Genomic DNA, 15,720 nt, shown 5'->3' with positions numbered 1-15,720 from the left:
CTCCAGCTCCGAAAAGCTAGCATGGGTGTCCACTGAAACGAGGGAGGATCAGTCGGCGCGATGCACCAGCTCTACGCCACGACGACCATCTTCAGCCGTCCATGATCGGACCTCGACGAGGCCGCCCACGGGGGTGTCGCCAGCGGCGCCGAGATCACGCACCCGCACGTGGTGAAGGCGGCCATCCACGCCGTCGACGACCACATAGGCTTGACCGTTCAGCTCGTCGTGGAGGCCACGGTCCGCCAACCGTCCGATCAGGGGCGCGTCTAGAGTCTCGCCATGGATCCGCAAGTCGGCCGGGTCGCGCTCGCCACGCCAAGCACGGTGCAACGTCTTGATGATGTCGCCACGCTCGCCCAGCGCTCGCAGTCTAGCCTCAATGTCTTCGGCGAGGTGCCACTGCCCGTCGGCGCCGTCGGCCAGACCCAGCTTCTGGAGGAAGCTCGCCCGCCCGAGCAACCGCGCAGGAACGTGATGATCATCCGGTCCAGCGGGGCGCAAGTCGATCAGACCGTCGGTGCCCCCAAGGTCGCGGAGCCTCCGATCCAGACTCGTCCAGCGCTCGGCCTCGACTTCGCGGTCCAGGCTGGCCTCCAGCTCCGCAACTGTCCGAGGGCCAAGTTCCATCGAGACCAGAGCCTCGGCGCGCTGGCGCATGCCTTGGGCGATGTAGTCTCTGTCGATGATCAGGTCCTGGCCTGTCTCATCGACACCCCGGATCAGCAGGTGGACGTGCGGGTGTTCGGTGTTCCAATGATCAACGGCCACCCAATCGAGACTGGTCCCCAGGTCCTTCTCGGCCTGAGCCATCAGCTCCCGTGTCGTCGTCCGCAGATCTTCGAGAGAGGCGGCGTCCTCGGGCGAAACGATGAACCGGAAGTGATGGCGATCGTCCTCACAGCGGCGGGCGAAAGCCTCGTGGTCGGCCGCACCGTCGCGATCGAACATCTCCGCTGGCGCGCCGTCCCGCGTGACGCCTTCCCGTCGCAAGTAGCGCATGTGGTCGGCCAGGGGCGCGGCCCGATATCGGGAGCCGGAATGCCGGACGACCCGGGCCTTGATGACCACGCGGCGCCCGATCGAGCGCGAACGCACCCCAGCGTCCCGCCCGCGGCCTGACCGCCGGATCCGCCCACGCCCATTCAGATCGACCGCGCCGAGCCCGCTCTTGCGAGCGCCGGCCAGAACCTCCCGCACGAAGCCGCGGCCCCGCGCGCCATTGCTGGCCCCTCGGTCGCCGATGCGCCCAAGACGCAGGAAGAAGTCGTGGTCGTCAGACATCGCGGCCGTTCCGGCCGGAGGTCCCGGATAACGCTATGAAAAGCTTACGAAACCTCTGAATTCCGGGACCAGACCGCGAATGCAGGTCCCGGAAAATCACCAACAGAACCAAGGACATGGCCCCGAAAGGTCCCGGTCCTTTTATCTCGCCATCTTTCCCGAGCAGCCGTTTGCGTTCGGTTGTTGCACTCTTGTTCTCCTTCCATGAGGCGAACCATGTCGGGCTCCTGATTAGCGAGGGAGATCGGCCGTGGCGTCGAAGCGCTACCAAAACCGAGGACTGCGAACCTACTGGGCGATCCACATCGAGGCGTGGCGGCTGAGCGGTTTGTCGCGCGCGGCATACTGCGGCGAGCACCGGCTCGAACCCGGCGTCTTCAGCAGCTGGCTGAAGAAGATCGGTGACGCCGACGCCTTGCAGCACAAGCCTTTGAGCAAGCGAAAGCCGCCGCCGCGACGCTCCACCAGCGAGGTTCGTAACCGGGCCGTGCAGGCGTTCTGGGCCATGCACGTCGAGGCCCAATTGTGGAGCGGACTGAGCGCGGCGGAATACGCCAGCGCCCTTCGGCTGACACCCTCGTCGTTGCGTCAGTGGCGCCAACGCCTGGACGAAGACCCCCTTGGGATCGATTGGCGAGAGCTCGTTCATCCCAGCGCCCGCCCGTATGTGGGGCCCAGACGAAGCACTAGTGCTAAGGCCCGGACGCCGGAATCCGGCTTGACGGACGCGAGCAGAACGCTCCGCGACGGTGATGGCCGGAGCAGCCGCCGCACGTTCAACGATGAGCAAAGGCGCGCCATCGTCGCCGAGACACAAGCGCCCGGCGCCACGGTCAGCGCGGTGGCCAGGAAACACGGCGTGGTCACCAGCATGCTGTTCCGGTGGCGCGCCCAAATGGGCCTTGGCCAGGACGAGCGCGCAAAGCTGGCTCGGGTCAGGCTGGTCGGCGATGGCCTCAAGACGGCGAGCCAGGCGCTCACGGGGGGCATTCCCTTGCCGATTCCCGAGGGCGCGGTGGCCGTCGATCTTGGCGACGGACGCCGGGTCTTCGCGCCGCCAGGGAGCGATCCGGATGAGGTCCGGCGGTACGTGGCGCAGCGGGAGGCGGCCCGATGATGATCATCCCCTCCGGCGTGAAGGTGCATCTGGCGCTGGGTCAAACCGACATGCGCAAGGGCTTCGACGGCCTGTCGATGCTGGTGCAAGACCTGCTGAAGGAGGACCCGTTCTCGGGCCACCTGTTCGCCTTCCGGGGGCGAAAGGCCGACACCATCAAGCTGCTCTACTGGGACGGAACAGGCCTGTGCCTGTTCACAAAGCGGCTGCAACGAGGGCGCTTTATCTGGCCCCATATCACCACGCCTGGCGGCTCGGTGGTGCTCACGCCCGCGCAACTGGCCATGCTGATCGAAGGCATCGACTGGCGCTTCCCGGAGCGCACCTGGCGGCCCGCCATCGCCGGCTGAAATAGCGTCGAAAACCCCGCTGGATAAGGGGAAAATGCTTGGTCGCGGACTCCGAAAATAGTAGAATCGGGCATGCGGCTGGATCTCGAAAACCTGCCTACCGACACGGCCTTGCTGCACCAGTTGGTGCGCGAAATGGCCGGCTTCGTCGGTGAGCGGGACGGCGAGATCGACCGGCTCAAAGCCATCATCAAGCAGCTCCAGCGCGCGCAATTTGGACGCCGTTCCGAGCACCTGGACGCCGATCAACTGGCGCTGGCCCTGGAGGATGTCGAGACCGATCTGGCCGCCGCCGAAGCGCGCCGACCCGACATCCTGCCCGCGCCCGCGAAGGCTCAACCCAAGCGCAAACCGCTCCCCGACCATCTCCCGCGCGAAGACCGGTTGCTCGATATCGACAGCCAGGTCTGCGCCTGCGGCGGCGCTCTGCACAGCATCGGCGAGAGCGTCAGCGAAATGCTGGACTGGGTTCCCGCGCAGATGCGGGTGATCCGGATCGTGCGCCCCAAGTACGCCTGCCGGGCCTGCGCAACGGTCGTCCAAGCGCCAGCGCCGGAGCGGCCGATCGACGGCGGCCTGGCCACGCCGGCGCTGTTGGCCCAGGTGCTGGTCAGCAAGTATTGCGACCACACCCCGCTCTATCGGCAGTCCAAAATCTTTGCTCGGCACGGCGTGGACCTGGAGCGCTCGACACTGGCCGGCTGGGTCGGCGGGGCCTGCTGGTGGCTCCAAGCCCTGCACGACAAGCTGTCGGCCAGCCTGTTCGCCAGCAGCCATCTCTTCGCCGACGACACGCCGATCCCGGTGCTTGATCCGGGCCGGGGCCGGACCAAGACCGGGCGGCTGTGGGCCTACACGCGTGATGATCGACCGTGGGGCGGACCGGAGCCGCCCGGCACGGTCTATGTCTATGCGCCGGACCGGAAGGGCGAGCGTCCAGCCGCCCATCTGGGCCGGTTCAAGGGCGTCCTCCAGGTCGATGGCTATGCCGGCTTCGAGCCGCTGACGGCGTCCGGCGACATCAAGCTGGCGGCCTGTTGGGCGCACGCCCGGCGCAAGTTCTATGAGATCGCCGAGTCCACCAAGGCGCCCGTGGCCGTCGAGGCGTTGCGCCGGATCGGCGAGCTCTACGCCATCGAAGCCCAGGTGCGCGGCCAGTCGGCGGCGCTGCGGCGGGCGGCGCGTCAGGAGTCTTCCCGCCCGTTGGTGGACGCTCTGCATGCCTGGTTGGAACGTCAGCTGGCCCGCGCGCCGCCGCGCGGCGCCCTGGCCGAGGCCATCCGCTACGCCCTCGGCCGCTGGGACGCGCTCAGCCTGTTCCTCACAGACGGCCGCATCGATCTGGACAACAACCCCGTCGAGCGCGCGATCCGGCCCATCGCCCTCGGCCGCAAGAACCACCTGTTCGCCGGTTCGGACGGCGGCGGCGACCGCTGGGCCGTGGTCGGTTCGCTGATCGAGACCGCCAAGATGAATGGCGTCGAGCCCTTCGCCTACTTGCGGGATGTGCTGGAGCGCATGGTCAATGGCCACCCCGTCAACCGCCTCGACGAGCTGCTGCCCTGGGCCTGGAAGCAGACTGAAGAAGCCGAGGCCTGACGCAGGCCCTGCAAATCGGTAGAAGTCGGACGCATCGGGTCGCAGCCGCCCAGTGGCCAAACTGGCAAGAGGAACAGAGACGTGACCCAAGTTCCGCAGAGCGATGACAAGGCCGAACTGCTGCGCGAAGCGCTCATCGCGTTGCGCGAACTGAGCCTCCGATCCGAGGATGCTTATGATCTCCTCGATTGGGATGAGTTCGGCATCGATACTTGGAAAAGCTCTGAGTTCAGCAAAGCGGTCAAGCAAGCCGAAGCTATTCTGGCGCGCGCGGCATCCGTTGGCTTTGAAGGCTTTGAGCAAGCGAAGCCTCACCCGCCGTCGCAACCCCGTCGCACTGAGTTCTGACGACCGAAGGCGATGCGTCGGCCGTGAAGTCGTGGAAATCACGTCAACACCTGGCGGACGTGCAATAGCCGGACGCTTACGAGCAGCCAATCAGACCAAACCCGCCCTCTTCCGGCGACTTTCCCCGTCATCAGCAGGCCCGGCTTCATCGGCCTGCCTGCGATGTGATCGGAGGAAACAGAAGCTCTTCGAGCGGCCCGTCCTGAACCTTCGAAGTTGCCACAGCGCCGCCTATGAACAAACCTGAAGCACGCCATCCAACGACGCTTGGCGCGCGGTCGGGCCATTGCACCGACGCCATCCTGCCCACCCTAGCCCGCACGCGCGCGATGTAGGCGATGGTCTCCGGCGGCAGACTTTTTCTGCCGTCGAGGAACGCTTGGTAGCGCGCTGGGCCAGCATTGTAGGCGGCCAGGAAGCCATCCTCGCCGAAGCGATCGAACATGCGGCGTAGGTAGACAGCGCCGGCCACGAGGTTGTCGCGCTCGTCGAACGGGTCGCTTCCAAGCGCGAGGTCTATCCGCAGCTCGCGCCAGGTTGCAGGCATGATCTGCATCATGCCCATCGCCCCCTTGGGCGAGATCGCCTCCGCCGCGCCCCCACTCTCGACCCAGGCGACGGCTCGGATCCAGCTCTCCGGAAGGCCTGATCGGCGCGAGGCTTCGGCCATGTGGAGGCCAATCTCGGGCTGCTCCCCGCCAAGTGACAGCGCCGGAACTGCCTCCGCCCGACCAAAAGCCAGAGAGATCGCCAGCACGCCGGCGACGGCGGACGCGCGCAGAGCACGCGAAATCTTTGCTCTCGACCCGACCACAAGAAGCGTGCGGCCGTGCTCGTCGCCGTCAAGGGAAGCGCGCAAGGCGCGCCGGCCATCCGGCCGCCCTTGACCGCGCCTGCGCGCGACCGCCGACGCGGTCTTGGCCGGGACGAGGAAAGGCGACGCAAGATGGCCGAACAAGGAAACGAGGTTGGGCAGCGTCACCTCAGCGCCCCCCATGTCCAGATCGGATGAAGCCGTCCCACCACGGCTTGGCGCGGCAGCGGACCGAAATATCGACCGTCGAGGCTATGAGGCGCGTCGCTGTTGAGGAGAAAGACCTCCCCCTCCCCCACTCGCCGACAGCCGCTGATACCCTTCAGCGGTCGGTGCAGGCGGTCATGCAGTAGGACCTTGGCGACCGCCTGGCCGTCTATCAGAACGCGACCGTGGTCACCGCAAACGAGCTGACCCGTGACGGCGGCCACGCGCTTGATCAGCGGCACGTTCATCGGCAAGTAGCCGCGCATCGCCATCCAGCGCGCCAAAGGCGGCGGCGGGCGAACAAGCGCCAGATCACCGACATCTGGCTCTTGGCCGGCAAGCCAGTAGAAGCCCAAGGGCGCGCTGGCCGTCGTATTGAGGACCAAGCGTTTGGTCGGCTGCACCAGGCCGCCAAAGGCCAAGAGCAGGCAGCTAACCCCGCCGGCGAGCAAGTACCGAGACGCGCCGCCGCTCATCGCCCAAGTCTCCGGCGCATAAGCCAGGCGCGGTGGCGGGCGCGATCGTACGGCCTGGGCGTGAGCCCAACGCCGATCCGAGCGCCGACGTGACGCCAGTAATCCGGCGCGGCCAGGGCCGGCGCCACGCCGATCTTCTCGACCCCATCGACAGCCTCCAGAACCGATTGGACCCTGGCCCAGCCGCTGAGGCTGAGCAGGATTTCAGCGCCCGGCGCGACGCAGGGATAGGTCGTGAACGCCTCGCCGGACGTGACGGCCCGCAAGATGGCGATGTGCGACTCGACGGTTCCGTACTCGCCCGCCCGCCACCGCACGAACGCGAAGACCGAGCCGGCTGCGAACTCGACGATGCGATTGCGTCGGTCGACGATCCGCTCGGCGGCGACCTTCCCGAAGCGAATCCAGCGCTCGATCTGCCCATCGAGCCACAGAAGATCGACCTGGGTATTCATCACTTGCGGCCATCGGCATGCTGAGGCCGCGAACCCGTTCCGGACGCCGGCGTGCGTTTGGCGGGCGACACAAACTGCGCGTCGGGGTCCGTGGTCGAGCGGCGCGCGGCGCGCTCCGACCAGGCCTGCAGGTCCTCCAGCGTGTAGACGACGCGGCCCCCGATCTTCCGATAGATCGGTCCAGTTCCGTATGACCGGTGCTTTTCCAGCGTGCGGTCGGAAAGTCCCAAAAAGCGCGCAGCCTCAGCCGTTTTCAGATGCCTCTGCGGATCGGAGGGGTTGTTGCTCATGACGTATCCTCGGCGACGCCTGGATAAGCCCGGCGTCGTCTGGATAGGCTGGAGCGACGGAACGCTCGGGGTGGATGGCGAAGACAAGGGCCGCCGAAAACGCCACCCCCTAGAGGCCGTCCCGCAGCAGCTTCAGGTACCCTCCGCGCATCAGGTTTCTTCCTGATCGCACCAACCGGATCGTCGCGTCGCGAATGGATGCAGTCCGCCACGTCTCGCGATCGACACGGTCGTGGCCAAAAACTGACCGCGCGATGTCTCGATAGCTCTCGTGCCGTTCGGCGCCATCCAAAGCCACAAGGCTACGAGCCAGGCGTGCGCGTTGAGCCATTGTCAGCCGCGATTTAGGAGCAGCGCGCCCTCGGACAACTCTATCGAGGGCCTCGACTGCACGGACCCGAACCCCGAAATCTTGATCCAACGACAGCACGACAAGCACCGGCCCGGGAGGGGGTGTCGCCCTTTGAACGAGCAGTTGCAGCCCCGCCACCAGCCGCAAGTGGACTCCGTCATCCGCTTGGCGCGGACCACCAGCGATCTGCTTTTCTTGCAACCGCTTGGCGGCCTGATGACCATCGCCAATGATGGGTAGCACGATGCCCGGCGCTATCTCTGCACGCCAAAACACATCTGCGTTCTCGGCTGAAAGTTGCGGGTCTACGGGAAATCGAAGGCCCCACCGCTGATCGATCCGCGCGCCGCGCGAGCCGAATTCCGAGCGGTACTCGGGATTTCGGCGAAGGAACTCCCAAGCAAACCCTGGGACTGTCAGGTTCGCAAATGCATGCCAACCGCCGCCGGCGCCATCGCTCGGCGGCCGATCCCTTCCCGATCGGGCGTGCGGGCCAGCCATCTGCCGATCGCAAATGGCCGAAGCGAAGATTGCGAGGGCCAGCAGCCTATCTGCGCTCTAATTGCTTCACCGCCGCAGCCATCTGGGGGCCGAGCATTGATTTCATACGGCGCGGGACACAATAGAGTGGGGGCGAAACCCCAACTTCTTATTCCAATCGCTCTTAACGTTCAGGTCGCCGAACGAGGTCCTCTTCCGCAACGCCGAGAGCTTTTGCGATGCGCTCCAAAACATTCAATGTAATGTTTCGCTTCCCGGTCTCCACGCCCGACAGGTATGTCGTGTGGATCTCCGCCAGATGTGCGAGTTCATCCTGCGCCATGTCGCGATCGTCACGCAGCGCGCGAATATTCTCTCCAACGACATACCGCAAATTCATAAGGCACGGGCGCACGGACCCGACCGCCAGTTGAATAGACTATGAGTAAAGTCACCCCTTATCCACAGCTATAGCCGCCGCAAATCCCTTCGCTATCGGCGCCGTCGAACCAAGTCTTCCTCATAAACTCCGAGTGCGACGGCCAGCCGTTCAAGCAAATCTACAGTTATGTTCTTCCGACCGTTTTCAATTCCCGACAAATAGGTCGGATGTAGGTCTGCACGATCGGCAAGCTCCTCCTGCTTGAGCGATTTCGCCACACGAAATGCTCGAACATTATCGGCGATGACCGCGCGAAGGTGCATCCGCGCAAGCCGCCGTATTTAGGCTGGACTGTGAATAGACTATGAGTAAAGTCGCTAAAAGGGGCCGTTGAATTCAGTGGAGCGCGCACGCGATGGGGCGTCCCGAAACGCCCCCGGGGCGAGGCAGTCAAGATGGAAGCCACACTAAAGAACTATCCCCTTCGGGAGGCTGACTCTGGGAAGCGCGAAGCGGTTGTTCCACCGACTGTTGAAGACCTGTACAAGGACCACGCCCCCTGGCTTTCCGGCTTTCTTCGTCGCCGCTACGGCGCGGACGCCGCCGACGACCTCCTTCAGGAAACCTTTGTCCGGTTGTCACGACTTCCGCTCACGGAGCCGCTGAAGGACCCGCGCTCCTACCTGCTCCACATTGCCACGAACTTGGCGAAGAACCGCGGCCGCGCCGCGCGCAGGCGAGCCACCGAAACGCAGGACGACAAAGCCGCCGCCAACGCGCCGGTTGAAGCCGCGCAACTTGAAGCCGTACTTTTCCGACAGATCATGCTGGCCCTGCCGCCGAAGTTGCGCGATGTTTTGGTTCTGAACCACGTTTGCGGAATGACCTATCTGGAGATCGCGGCCTTGCTCGGCATCTCGGTGAAGACGGTCGAAAAGCGCATGAGTAAGGCGCTCAAACTTTGCGCGTCGGCGCTTTGCGCCTGACATCTGTGGCTCGCCCATGATCGATCAAACGCACCGTTCAACGGACACCGAACAGGAGGCGGCCGACTGGTACGCTCGCCTGAACTCCACGGTGATCGAGAGTTCGGACGTGACGGCCTTTGAGGCGTGGCGCAAGATTCCGGACAATCGTCAGGCCTATGATCGCTTGTCGGCCGCGGCTTCAAGGTTGCGCGCGCTGCGCGGCGATCCGGCGCTGGAGGACCTCGCCGACGACGCCTTGGCGCGGGCCGCCAAGAGCAGAACCGGTCGACGCATGGTCAGCAAATCCGCTGGGGTTGGCGCAGGCCTCCTGCTCGCCGCTGGCTTGGTGGTCGGCGCCGTGAGCCTGAACAACGCCATGGGACGGCGGTATGAGTCCGCTGTCGGCGAGCGGAAGACCGTGCAGCTGAGCGACGGTTCGGCCGTCCTTCTGAACACCAACAGCCGCATCGCCGTTCGTCTGACAAAGGATCGACGGCTGGTGAAGCTAGTGCGGGGACAGGCGATGTTCGACGTCGCGCACGACAAAACCCGCCCCTTTGTGGTCACAGCGGGGAGCACGTCGATCACAGCGATCGGCACCCGCTTCGACGTCTATCGCCAATCGGACGCCGTCCAGGTCACGCTGGCTGAAGGCAAGGTCGCGGTGCGAGATCAGGGGCGCGAGACCAAGGCGTGGACGCTCAGCCCAGGCCAGAAGATCGTCGTCGGGCCCGCAGCCGCAAAGCCCTCGCGAACCGATGTTGCGGCCGACACGAGCTGGACCGCCGGACAGATTGTGTTCCACAACGCCCCGCTCGACGCTGCGGTCGCGGAGGTCAATCGCTACAGCGCCCGCAAGGTCGTGCTGGCCGAGGGCGCGCCCCACAATCTGGAAATCAACGGCACGTTCCCGACCGGGGACGTCGATGGTTTCGCGATGGCGGCGAGCAACATCCTGGACCTGGAAACCCATACCGCCAGCGGCGGCAAGACCATCGAATTGCGCCCGCGCGGCGCGCCGTCGCCATGACGTCACATTTTTTTCACAGGGCGGTAGGGTAAACCGCCCTCCCCGGTGTCTCCCCCATATCGCCGGTATCGAGCGCCCGTCACGGTGACGCGGCCCGGCCAGCGAGCCGGGGGTGTTTGAATGTCGTTGTCGTATCGCCGCGTCCTATTGGCCTGGGTCTCACCGATCGCCTGCATTGCCGCTGCGCCCAGCGTCGGCATGACGGCCGAGGCCGCCGTTCAAGTCGAAATACCTGCAGGTCCGCTCGACGTCGCGCTGCTGACACTCGGTCGCCAGGCCAAGCTGAAGATCATGTTCACCAGCGATCTGGTCGCGGGCCGCAAGACGGCAGGGGTCAGCGGCCGAATGACGCCTTCGCAGGCGCTCTCCCAGTTGCTGGCGGGCGCCAAGATCGACGTGCGCCAGGCCGGCCCCGGCGTGCTGGTGCTCTATCCCCACGGTCAGAGCGTCATGCGCCCGGTCGCCAATGCGAAGGGGGCGTTGGTCGGTTCAAGCGGCGAGGCTTCGACACTGGCCGGGGACCCGCTGACCGCGACCACCCTGGCTCAGACCCTGCCGTCGCTGGCCCCTGCGTCCACGTCCGGGGAACCCTTCACGGTCTCGGAAATCGTGGTCGGAAGCCACATTCGCGGCGCCCGTAGTGGAGCCTCACCGGTTTTGGTGCTCGGCCGCGAGGACCTCGATCGCGGCGGCTACGCCACGGTCGCTGACGCGCTGACGGATCTGCCCCAGGCATTCGGCGGCACGACGAGCGACGACACCATCATGACAGGCGCCGACACCACCGGCACCAATCAGGCGCGGGCCACGGCGGTCAATCTGCGCGGTCTCGGCGCGGACGCCACCCTGGTCCTGGTCAACGGCCGCCGGTTGGCCGGCGCTGGCCTGCTCGGAGACTTCTCCGACCTGTCGTCCATTCCTCTGGCCGCCGTCGCGCGCGTCGAAGTGCTGCTCGACGGCGCCTCGGCGCTCTACGGGTCGGACGCTGTCGGCGGCGTGGTCAATGTCGTGCTGCGCGACCGCTACGACGGCACCGAGACGCGGGCGCGGATCGGCGGGTCTACCCACGGCGACATGGGCCAACGGCAGCTGGCGCAGACCTTCGGCAAATCCTGGAACACGGGTTCGCTGCTGCTCACAGCCGAATACCAGAGCCGGGATCGATCGCAATCGTCCGACCGTGACTACACGGCCAATGCCGATCTGCGCCCCCTGGGCGGCAGCGACCGCCGACTATACTATTCGATGCCAGCGACGATCCTGGGCATCGATCCCGTCACCTTCTCGCTCGTGCCGATGTGGGCCGTACCGGCCGGCCAGGACGGGACGCGCCTGAAGCCCTCCGACTTCATCGCCGGCGCTCAGAACCTGATCAACTGGCGCGCGGCGGTCGACAACCTGCCCAAACAAGAGCGCGGCGGGTTCTACGCGGCGGTGACCCAGGATGTCGGCTCGAGGATCACGCTCAACGCGGACGCCCGGTACAGCGATCGCCGCTACACGGCCTATTCGGTGGCGCCCTTGACCGTGATGGTCGTCGACGCTCGAAACCCCTACTTCGTCTCGCCCAATGGCGCGTCCAGCAACTATCTGGGCTATTCGTTCCAGAACGAGACCGGCGGCTTGAAAAACACTGGCGAGGTGCAAAGCCGCGCGCTGTCGATCGGGGGCAAGGTCCGTCTTCCCGCAGATTGGCGGCTGGATCTCTACGCCGGCCACGGCGAGGAGATCGCCACCAGTCTCTCGACCCACGGCCTGAACTCGGCCTTCCTCAATGAGGCCCTGGGCGCGACGCCCGACAACCCGCTGACCGCCTACAACGCTGCCCGTGACGGCTACTTCAATCCCTACATCGGCCTGGGCCGCAACAATCAGACGGTGCTGGATTTCGTGATGTCCGGCTATGACACGCGGCGCACGGTCGGGCGGCTCGACACGGTCAGCGCCACCGCCGACGGCCCGTTGTTCACGCTTCCGGCCGGGGCCGTGCGCCTGGCCCTCGGCGCCCAGTGGCGAGAGGAAGGCCTAAAGACCATCGGCGTTTCGGGAAGCGTGGCGGCGACGCCGCGCCCGGCTTTCTCGCGCTTCGCCGAGCGCCGGGTGTCCTCCCTGTTCGCCGAACTGCGCGCGCCGCTGTTTGGCCCGGACTTCCGCCGTCCGGGGCTGGAGCGTCTGGAGCTTTCAGCCGCAGTGCGTCGCGAGACCTATACCGGCGGCCTTTCCAGCACGGTGCCGAAGATTGGCGTGGTCTGGGGCCCAACCGCCGACATCAACCTCAAGGCCACCTATGGCGAATCCTTCCGGGCGCCGTCGCTCAGCCAGCAATCGGATCCCGAGACCGCCTCCCCGACCAATGTCAGCTTCGGATCGGGCACGGCGTTGACCCTGATCCGCTACGGCGGCAACCGCGACCTCAAGCCCGAGCAAGCCAAGTCGTGGACAGCCGGGATCGAGTGGGCGCCGGCGGACCGTCCCGGAACGCGCCTCTCGGCCACCCTGTTCGACACCCGGTTCACCAACCGGATCGCACGGCCCGCCAACGACAACATCTCGACCGTGTTGACCGCCCCGGACCTGGCGCCGTTTCGGACCTTCGTGAACCCTGGAACCAACGCCGCCGATCTGGCGCTGATCCAGGACCTGCTCAAGAACGCGACCTCGGCTGCGGCCGGCCTGTATCCGGCAACCAGCTACCGGGCGATCGCCGACGCGCGCTACGTCAATGCCGGCGCGTTTCATGTGCGGGGCCTGGACCTGACCGGGACCTACGGCCTGACGGTCAAGGGCGACCCGGTGGTGATCGGCGGCAATCTCTCCTGGCTGATGTCCTATGCCCGCAAGATCACGGCCGCCGCGCAGTCGGTGGAGCTGGCCGGGATGGCGACCTTCCCGGCCGACCTTCGGGCGCGTTTCTACACGAGCTGGACGCACGGCGCGTTCACGACCACTGCCTCGTTGAACCATATCGGCGACCTTCGGGACGTAGACGCCAAACGGATCGCAAGCCAGACCACCTTCGACCTGCAGGTCCAGTGGACGTCGCCGGCCAAGGACGGGGCATTTCGCAATCTGAGCCTGGCGCTGACGGCGCAGAATGCCTTCGACAAGGATCCGCCGTTCTATGACTCGCGGCTCGGCGTCGGCTACGACCCGGCCAACTACGATCCGACCGGACGCCTCGTCGCGCTCCAGCTGACCAAGGCCTGGTAGGCCAAAACCCTCTCTCTTTCGCCATCGGAGACTGCGATGCGACACTTCGCATGGCTGGCGCTCGCCTGTGGTCTGGCCACATCGAGCCCGGCTGACGGGCAAGCGTTCTCGGTCGAGGACCTACTCTCGCTGGAAGAACTGGGCCGCACGGCGTTCTCGCCGGACGGCCGCTGGCTGGTGTTCGAGATCCAGGGCCCTTGGAAGAGCGCGCCGCGCTTCGATCAGGACTTCCTGATCGGCGCGGCGGCCAGCCGCCTGATGCTGCTCGACCTCACCGATCGCGGACCGGCCCGGGCGTTGCTGCGGGGCCTTGCCGGCGACGGCGAGACCTTCGGCGCCTTCTCGCCGGACGGCGCGCGCCTGATCGTGTTTCGCCAACGCGGCCATGCGCGGGAACTGGGTGTCGTCACCCTGGCGAGCGGCGCTGTCGCGTGGTCGGGACGCCTTGTCGAGCCGGAGCTGTGGTTTGCCCAAGCGCGTTGGCGCGACAATCGAGAGGTGGTGGCCATTTCACGTCCTCTCGAGGCCCAGGCCCGCCTGGCGGGTCTGGGCTGGCTCGCGGGCGAGCGCCTGCAGCAGGCCTGGGCAGCCGGCGCTCGCGGCGAGATCTCAGTGACGGCGCTGGGCAGCGGCCGCTTCTCCGGCGTCAACGCGCCGGCCAGCACCGCCAGCCTGGTCGCGATCGATGGCGTGTCCGGCGCGGTCCGGGACCTGACCCAGGGCGCGTTCAGCGACCTGATGGTCGCTCCGGGCGGTCGAACCGCAGCCCTGATCGAAGACGGCGAGCGAACGCAGCCTTCGACGAGCAGCACCATGCGCGTGGGCTATCCGCCGCGTCGCCTGCGGCTGGTGATGGTCGACCTCGTGAGCGGGAAGCGGACGATCCCTTGCCCGCGCTGCGATCTCATTCGCGGAACCTGGACCTGGTCGCCGAAGGGAGACGCGGTGGCGGTCGCCGCCCGTCCCGATGGCGATGGCTGGTCCGGTTACGGCTACTGGCGCCTTGCGGCCAACGGAACGGCGAAACCCCTCGCGCCGGACCTGACGCTCGGCGACACCGGTGGCCGGGATCCCAGGCCCATGCCGGGCCTTGCCTGGCTTGGTCGGGATCCGTTCGTCCTGGCGCGGGGTGGCGGAACCCCGCGCCAGGATTGGTGGCGTCTTGACGGCCGCCGCGCGGTCAAGCTCACGGGGACGATCGCCGAGCCCCAGGGGCCAGCGGTCATGATCACGGCCCGCGGCTTCGTCATTCGCAGCGCCGAGGGCCTCCAGCGCATCGGTGCTGACGGACGCCTGGCCCGCTTCGCGCCTTCTACGGCGAGCCTGGACGCGCCGGCCGACCTCCTGCCCGGCGAACCCAGGGCGACGAGAATGCTGTCGCAGGACGGCGAGCGCCGCTTGCTGGGGTCGAACGGGGAGCGCTCCGCGCCTCTCGATCTCCCGGCGAAGGCGCAGATCCTGGCCGCGTCGCAAGCCTGGGGGGGCGTCGCCGTCACAACGACCGATCCGCATGGTGTCGGCTCGTTGCAGGTGATCCGGCCCGGAGCGCCCGCGCGCGCGGTCGCCACCATAAATTCCGCCCTGGCCGACAAGGCTTTCGCCACACCGGAGGCGATCCGCCACAGAGGCCTGGTCGAGGCGGAGTTGACGAGCTGGCTCTATCTTCCGCCCGTCTTGCCCACCGCCGGTCTCAAGGGGCTCATCGTCGTTCCTTATCCCGGCGCGCGCTACGCGCGTCCGCCCGTCGCGGCCGAGCCCGGCAGTCGATCGTTCGACACCAACGTCCAGCTGATGGTAGCGGCGGGCTATGCGGTGATCGTGCCCAGCCTTCCCATGGCCCGTGATCGTGAGCCGATGCCAGGGCTCGCCGAGGCGATGCTGCTGGCCGTCGACGCGGCGATCGCCACCCATCCCGTCCTGAAAGACAAGCCCCTGGCGGTGTGGGGTCAGAGCTATGGCGGCTACGGCGCCTTGGCGGCGGGTGTCCAGTCCAGCCGCTTCTCGGCGATCGTCGCCTCCGCGCCGATCACGAATCTCCTGTCATACTACGGCGCCATCCATCCCGAGGCCCTGGCGTCTCCTGCCCTGATCACCATGCCCTCCGAGCTGGGGTGGGCTGAAAACGGCCAGGGCGCCATGGGCGGCCCGCCATGGTCGGCGCCCGACAAGTACCTGCGCAACAGCCCCGGTCTGCAGTCCGACAAGATCGGCGCGCCGGTGCTCCTGATCTATGGCGATCTCGATATGGATCTTGGCCAAGTGACCACGCTGTTCTCCTCGCTTCTCCGCCAAGGCAAGGACGCGCAGCTGCTGCTCTATCGCGGCGAGAGCCACGTGGTGATGAGCCCGGGTAATGTT

Annotated in this window: 15 protein-coding genes and 1 pseudogene; 8 read left to right on the top strand and 8 right to left on the bottom strand. The window is 66.5% G+C overall.

The features are described 5' to 3' along the window. Positions 1-48: 48 nt before the first annotated feature. Complete coding sequence (locus AX690_RS12060; protein ID WP_082769628.1) at positions 49-1,284, bottom strand: DUF3363 domain-containing protein; 1,236 nt, start codon at positions 1,282-1,284, stop codon at positions 49-51. Between the two features lie 250 nt (positions 1,285-1,534). Between AX690_RS12060 and AX690_RS12055 the strand changes: the two genes are divergently transcribed. The 4 genes from AX690_RS12055 (at position 1,535) to AX690_RS12040 (ending at position 4,698) form a co-directional block, all read left to right on the top strand. Beyond that, on the top strand, positions 1,535-2,401 hold the full coding sequence (locus tag AX690_RS12055) for a transposase (protein WP_066683285.1): 867 nt from the start codon (positions 1,535-1,537) through the stop codon (positions 2,399-2,401). Further along, positions 2,398-2,751 (top strand): IS66 family insertion sequence element accessory protein TnpB, encoded by a 354-nt coding sequence (tnpB, locus tag AX690_RS12050; RefSeq protein ID WP_066683287.1) that lies wholly within the window; start codon positions 2,398-2,400, stop codon positions 2,749-2,751. Before AX690_RS12055 ends, tnpB begins: the two co-directional genes overlap by 4 nt. Before the next feature lie 72 nt (positions 2,752-2,823). Further along, complete coding sequence (locus AX690_RS12045; protein ID WP_066683289.1) at positions 2,824-4,350, top strand: IS66 family transposase; 1,527 nt, start codon at positions 2,824-2,826, stop codon at positions 4,348-4,350. A gap of 81 nt (positions 4,351-4,431) precedes the next feature. Beyond that, complete coding sequence (locus AX690_RS12040) at positions 4,432-4,698, top strand: hypothetical protein (protein ID WP_066683291.1); 267 nt, start codon at positions 4,432-4,434, stop codon at positions 4,696-4,698. A 145-nt stretch (positions 4,699-4,843) separates the two neighbouring features. On the opposite strand, the gene AX690_RS23675 is transcribed toward AX690_RS12040, so the two are convergent. From AX690_RS23675 to AX690_RS22270, 7 genes are all read right to left on the bottom strand, one after another. After that, on the bottom strand, positions 4,844-5,680 hold the full coding sequence (locus AX690_RS23675) for a lytic transglycosylase domain-containing protein (RefSeq protein WP_231732189.1): 837 nt from the start codon (positions 5,678-5,680) through the stop codon (positions 4,844-4,846). Further along, entirely contained in the window at positions 5,677-6,195 is a 519-nt protein-coding gene (locus AX690_RS12030) for a S26 family signal peptidase (RefSeq protein ID WP_062098543.1), read from the bottom strand. The genes AX690_RS23675 and AX690_RS12030 overlap by 4 nt, the downstream gene beginning before the upstream one ends. Then, positions 6,192-6,650 carry a DUF2840 domain-containing protein gene (locus AX690_RS12025; RefSeq protein ID WP_062098545.1) on the bottom strand — a complete coding sequence of 153 codons (459 nt, stop codon included), beginning with the start codon at positions 6,648-6,650 and terminating at the stop codon, positions 6,192-6,194. Before AX690_RS12025 ends, AX690_RS12030 begins: the two co-directional genes overlap by 4 nt. Then, the gene (locus AX690_RS12020) at positions 6,650-6,940 is read right to left on the bottom strand and encodes an AlpA family transcriptional regulator (protein ID WP_066683293.1); all 291 of its coding nucleotides are present in this window, start codon (positions 6,938-6,940) and stop codon (positions 6,650-6,652) included. The genes AX690_RS12025 and AX690_RS12020 overlap by 1 nt, the downstream gene beginning before the upstream one ends. Positions 6,941-7,049: 109 nt before the next feature. Next, positions 7,050-7,793: a DUF2285 domain-containing protein gene (locus tag AX690_RS23670; protein ID WP_231732188.1), complete on the bottom strand. Its 744-nt coding sequence runs from the start codon at positions 7,791-7,793 to the stop codon at positions 7,050-7,052. A gap of 163 nt (positions 7,794-7,956) precedes the next feature. Next, the gene (locus AX690_RS22275; RefSeq protein ID WP_062098551.1) at positions 7,957-8,172 is read right to left on the bottom strand and encodes a helix-turn-helix domain-containing protein; all 216 of its coding nucleotides are present in this window, start codon (positions 8,170-8,172) and stop codon (positions 7,957-7,959) included. Between the two features lie 92 nt (positions 8,173-8,264). Further along, entirely contained in the window at positions 8,265-8,477 is a 213-nt protein-coding gene (locus AX690_RS22270) for a helix-turn-helix domain-containing protein (RefSeq protein ID WP_082749667.1), read from the bottom strand. A gap of 132 nt (positions 8,478-8,609) precedes the next feature. Between AX690_RS22270 and AX690_RS12010 the strand changes: the two genes are divergently transcribed. The 4 genes and pseudogenes from AX690_RS12010 to AX690_RS24045 form a co-directional block, all read left to right on the top strand. Next, the gene (locus AX690_RS12010) at positions 8,610-9,140 is read left to right on the top strand and encodes an RNA polymerase sigma factor (protein ID WP_082769627.1); all 531 of its coding nucleotides are present in this window, start codon (positions 8,610-8,612) and stop codon (positions 9,138-9,140) included. A gap of 16 nt (positions 9,141-9,156) precedes the next feature. Beyond that, a complete protein-coding gene (locus AX690_RS12005; RefSeq protein ID WP_062098553.1) occupies positions 9,157-10,152 on the top strand; it encodes a FecR family protein in 996 nt (331 codons plus the stop codon). 120 nt (positions 10,153-10,272) lie between these two features. Beyond that, a complete protein-coding gene (locus AX690_RS12000) occupies positions 10,273-13,362 on the top strand; it encodes a TonB-dependent receptor (RefSeq protein ID WP_062098556.1) in 3,090 nt (1,029 codons plus the stop codon). Positions 13,363-13,398: 36 nt separating this feature from the next. Beyond that, positions 13,399-15,705, top strand: a pseudogene (locus AX690_RS24045) (prolyl oligopeptidase family serine peptidase); the annotation flags it as partial. Between the last annotated feature and the right edge of the window lie 15 nt (positions 15,706-15,720).

It is taken from the genome of Caulobacter sp. CCH9-E1 (assembly GCF_001556515.1).
Lineage (GTDB): Bacteria > Pseudomonadota > Alphaproteobacteria > Caulobacterales > Caulobacteraceae > Caulobacter.
This window is presented reverse-complemented; position numbering and strand designations above follow the sequence as displayed.

Bases quoted from the DNA above. Each gene is read 5' to 3' on its own strand.
- AX690_RS12060 (WP_082769628.1), bottom strand. From the start codon at position 1,284: ATGTCTGACGACCACGACTTCTTCCTGCGTCTTGGGCGCATCGGCGAC.
- tnpB (WP_066683287.1), top strand. From the start codon at position 2,398: ATGATGATCATCCCCTCCGGCGTGAAGGTGCATCTGGCGCTGGGTCAA.
- AX690_RS12045 (WP_066683289.1), top strand. From the start codon at position 2,824: ATGCGGCTGGATCTCGAAAACCTGCCTACCGACACGGCCTTGCTGCAC.
- AX690_RS12030 (WP_062098543.1), bottom strand. From the start codon at position 6,195: ATGAGCGGCGGCGCGTCTCGGTACTTGCTCGCCGGCGGGGTTAGCTGC.
- AX690_RS12025 (WP_062098545.1), bottom strand. From the start codon at position 6,650: ATGAATACCCAGGTCGATCTTCTGTGGCTCGATGGGCAGATCGAGCGC.
- AX690_RS12020 (WP_066683293.1), bottom strand. From the start codon at position 6,940: ATGAGCAACAACCCCTCCGATCCGCAGAGGCATCTGAAAACGGCTGAG.
- AX690_RS23670 (WP_231732188.1), bottom strand. From the start codon at position 7,793: ATGGCTGGCCCGCACGCCCGATCGGGAAGGGATCGGCCGCCGAGCGAT.
- AX690_RS22275 (WP_062098551.1), bottom strand. From the start codon at position 8,172: ATGAATTTGCGGTATGTCGTTGGAGAGAATATTCGCGCGCTGCGTGAC.
- AX690_RS22270 (WP_082749667.1), bottom strand. From the start codon at position 8,477: ATGCACCTTCGCGCGGTCATCGCCGATAATGTTCGAGCATTTCGTGTG.
- AX690_RS12010 (WP_082769627.1), top strand. From the start codon at position 8,610: ATGGAAGCCACACTAAAGAACTATCCCCTTCGGGAGGCTGACTCTGGG.
- AX690_RS12005 (WP_062098553.1), top strand. From the start codon at position 9,157: ATGATCGATCAAACGCACCGTTCAACGGACACCGAACAGGAGGCGGCC.
- AX690_RS12000 (WP_062098556.1), top strand. From the start codon at position 10,273: ATGTCGTTGTCGTATCGCCGCGTCCTATTGGCCTGGGTCTCACCGATC.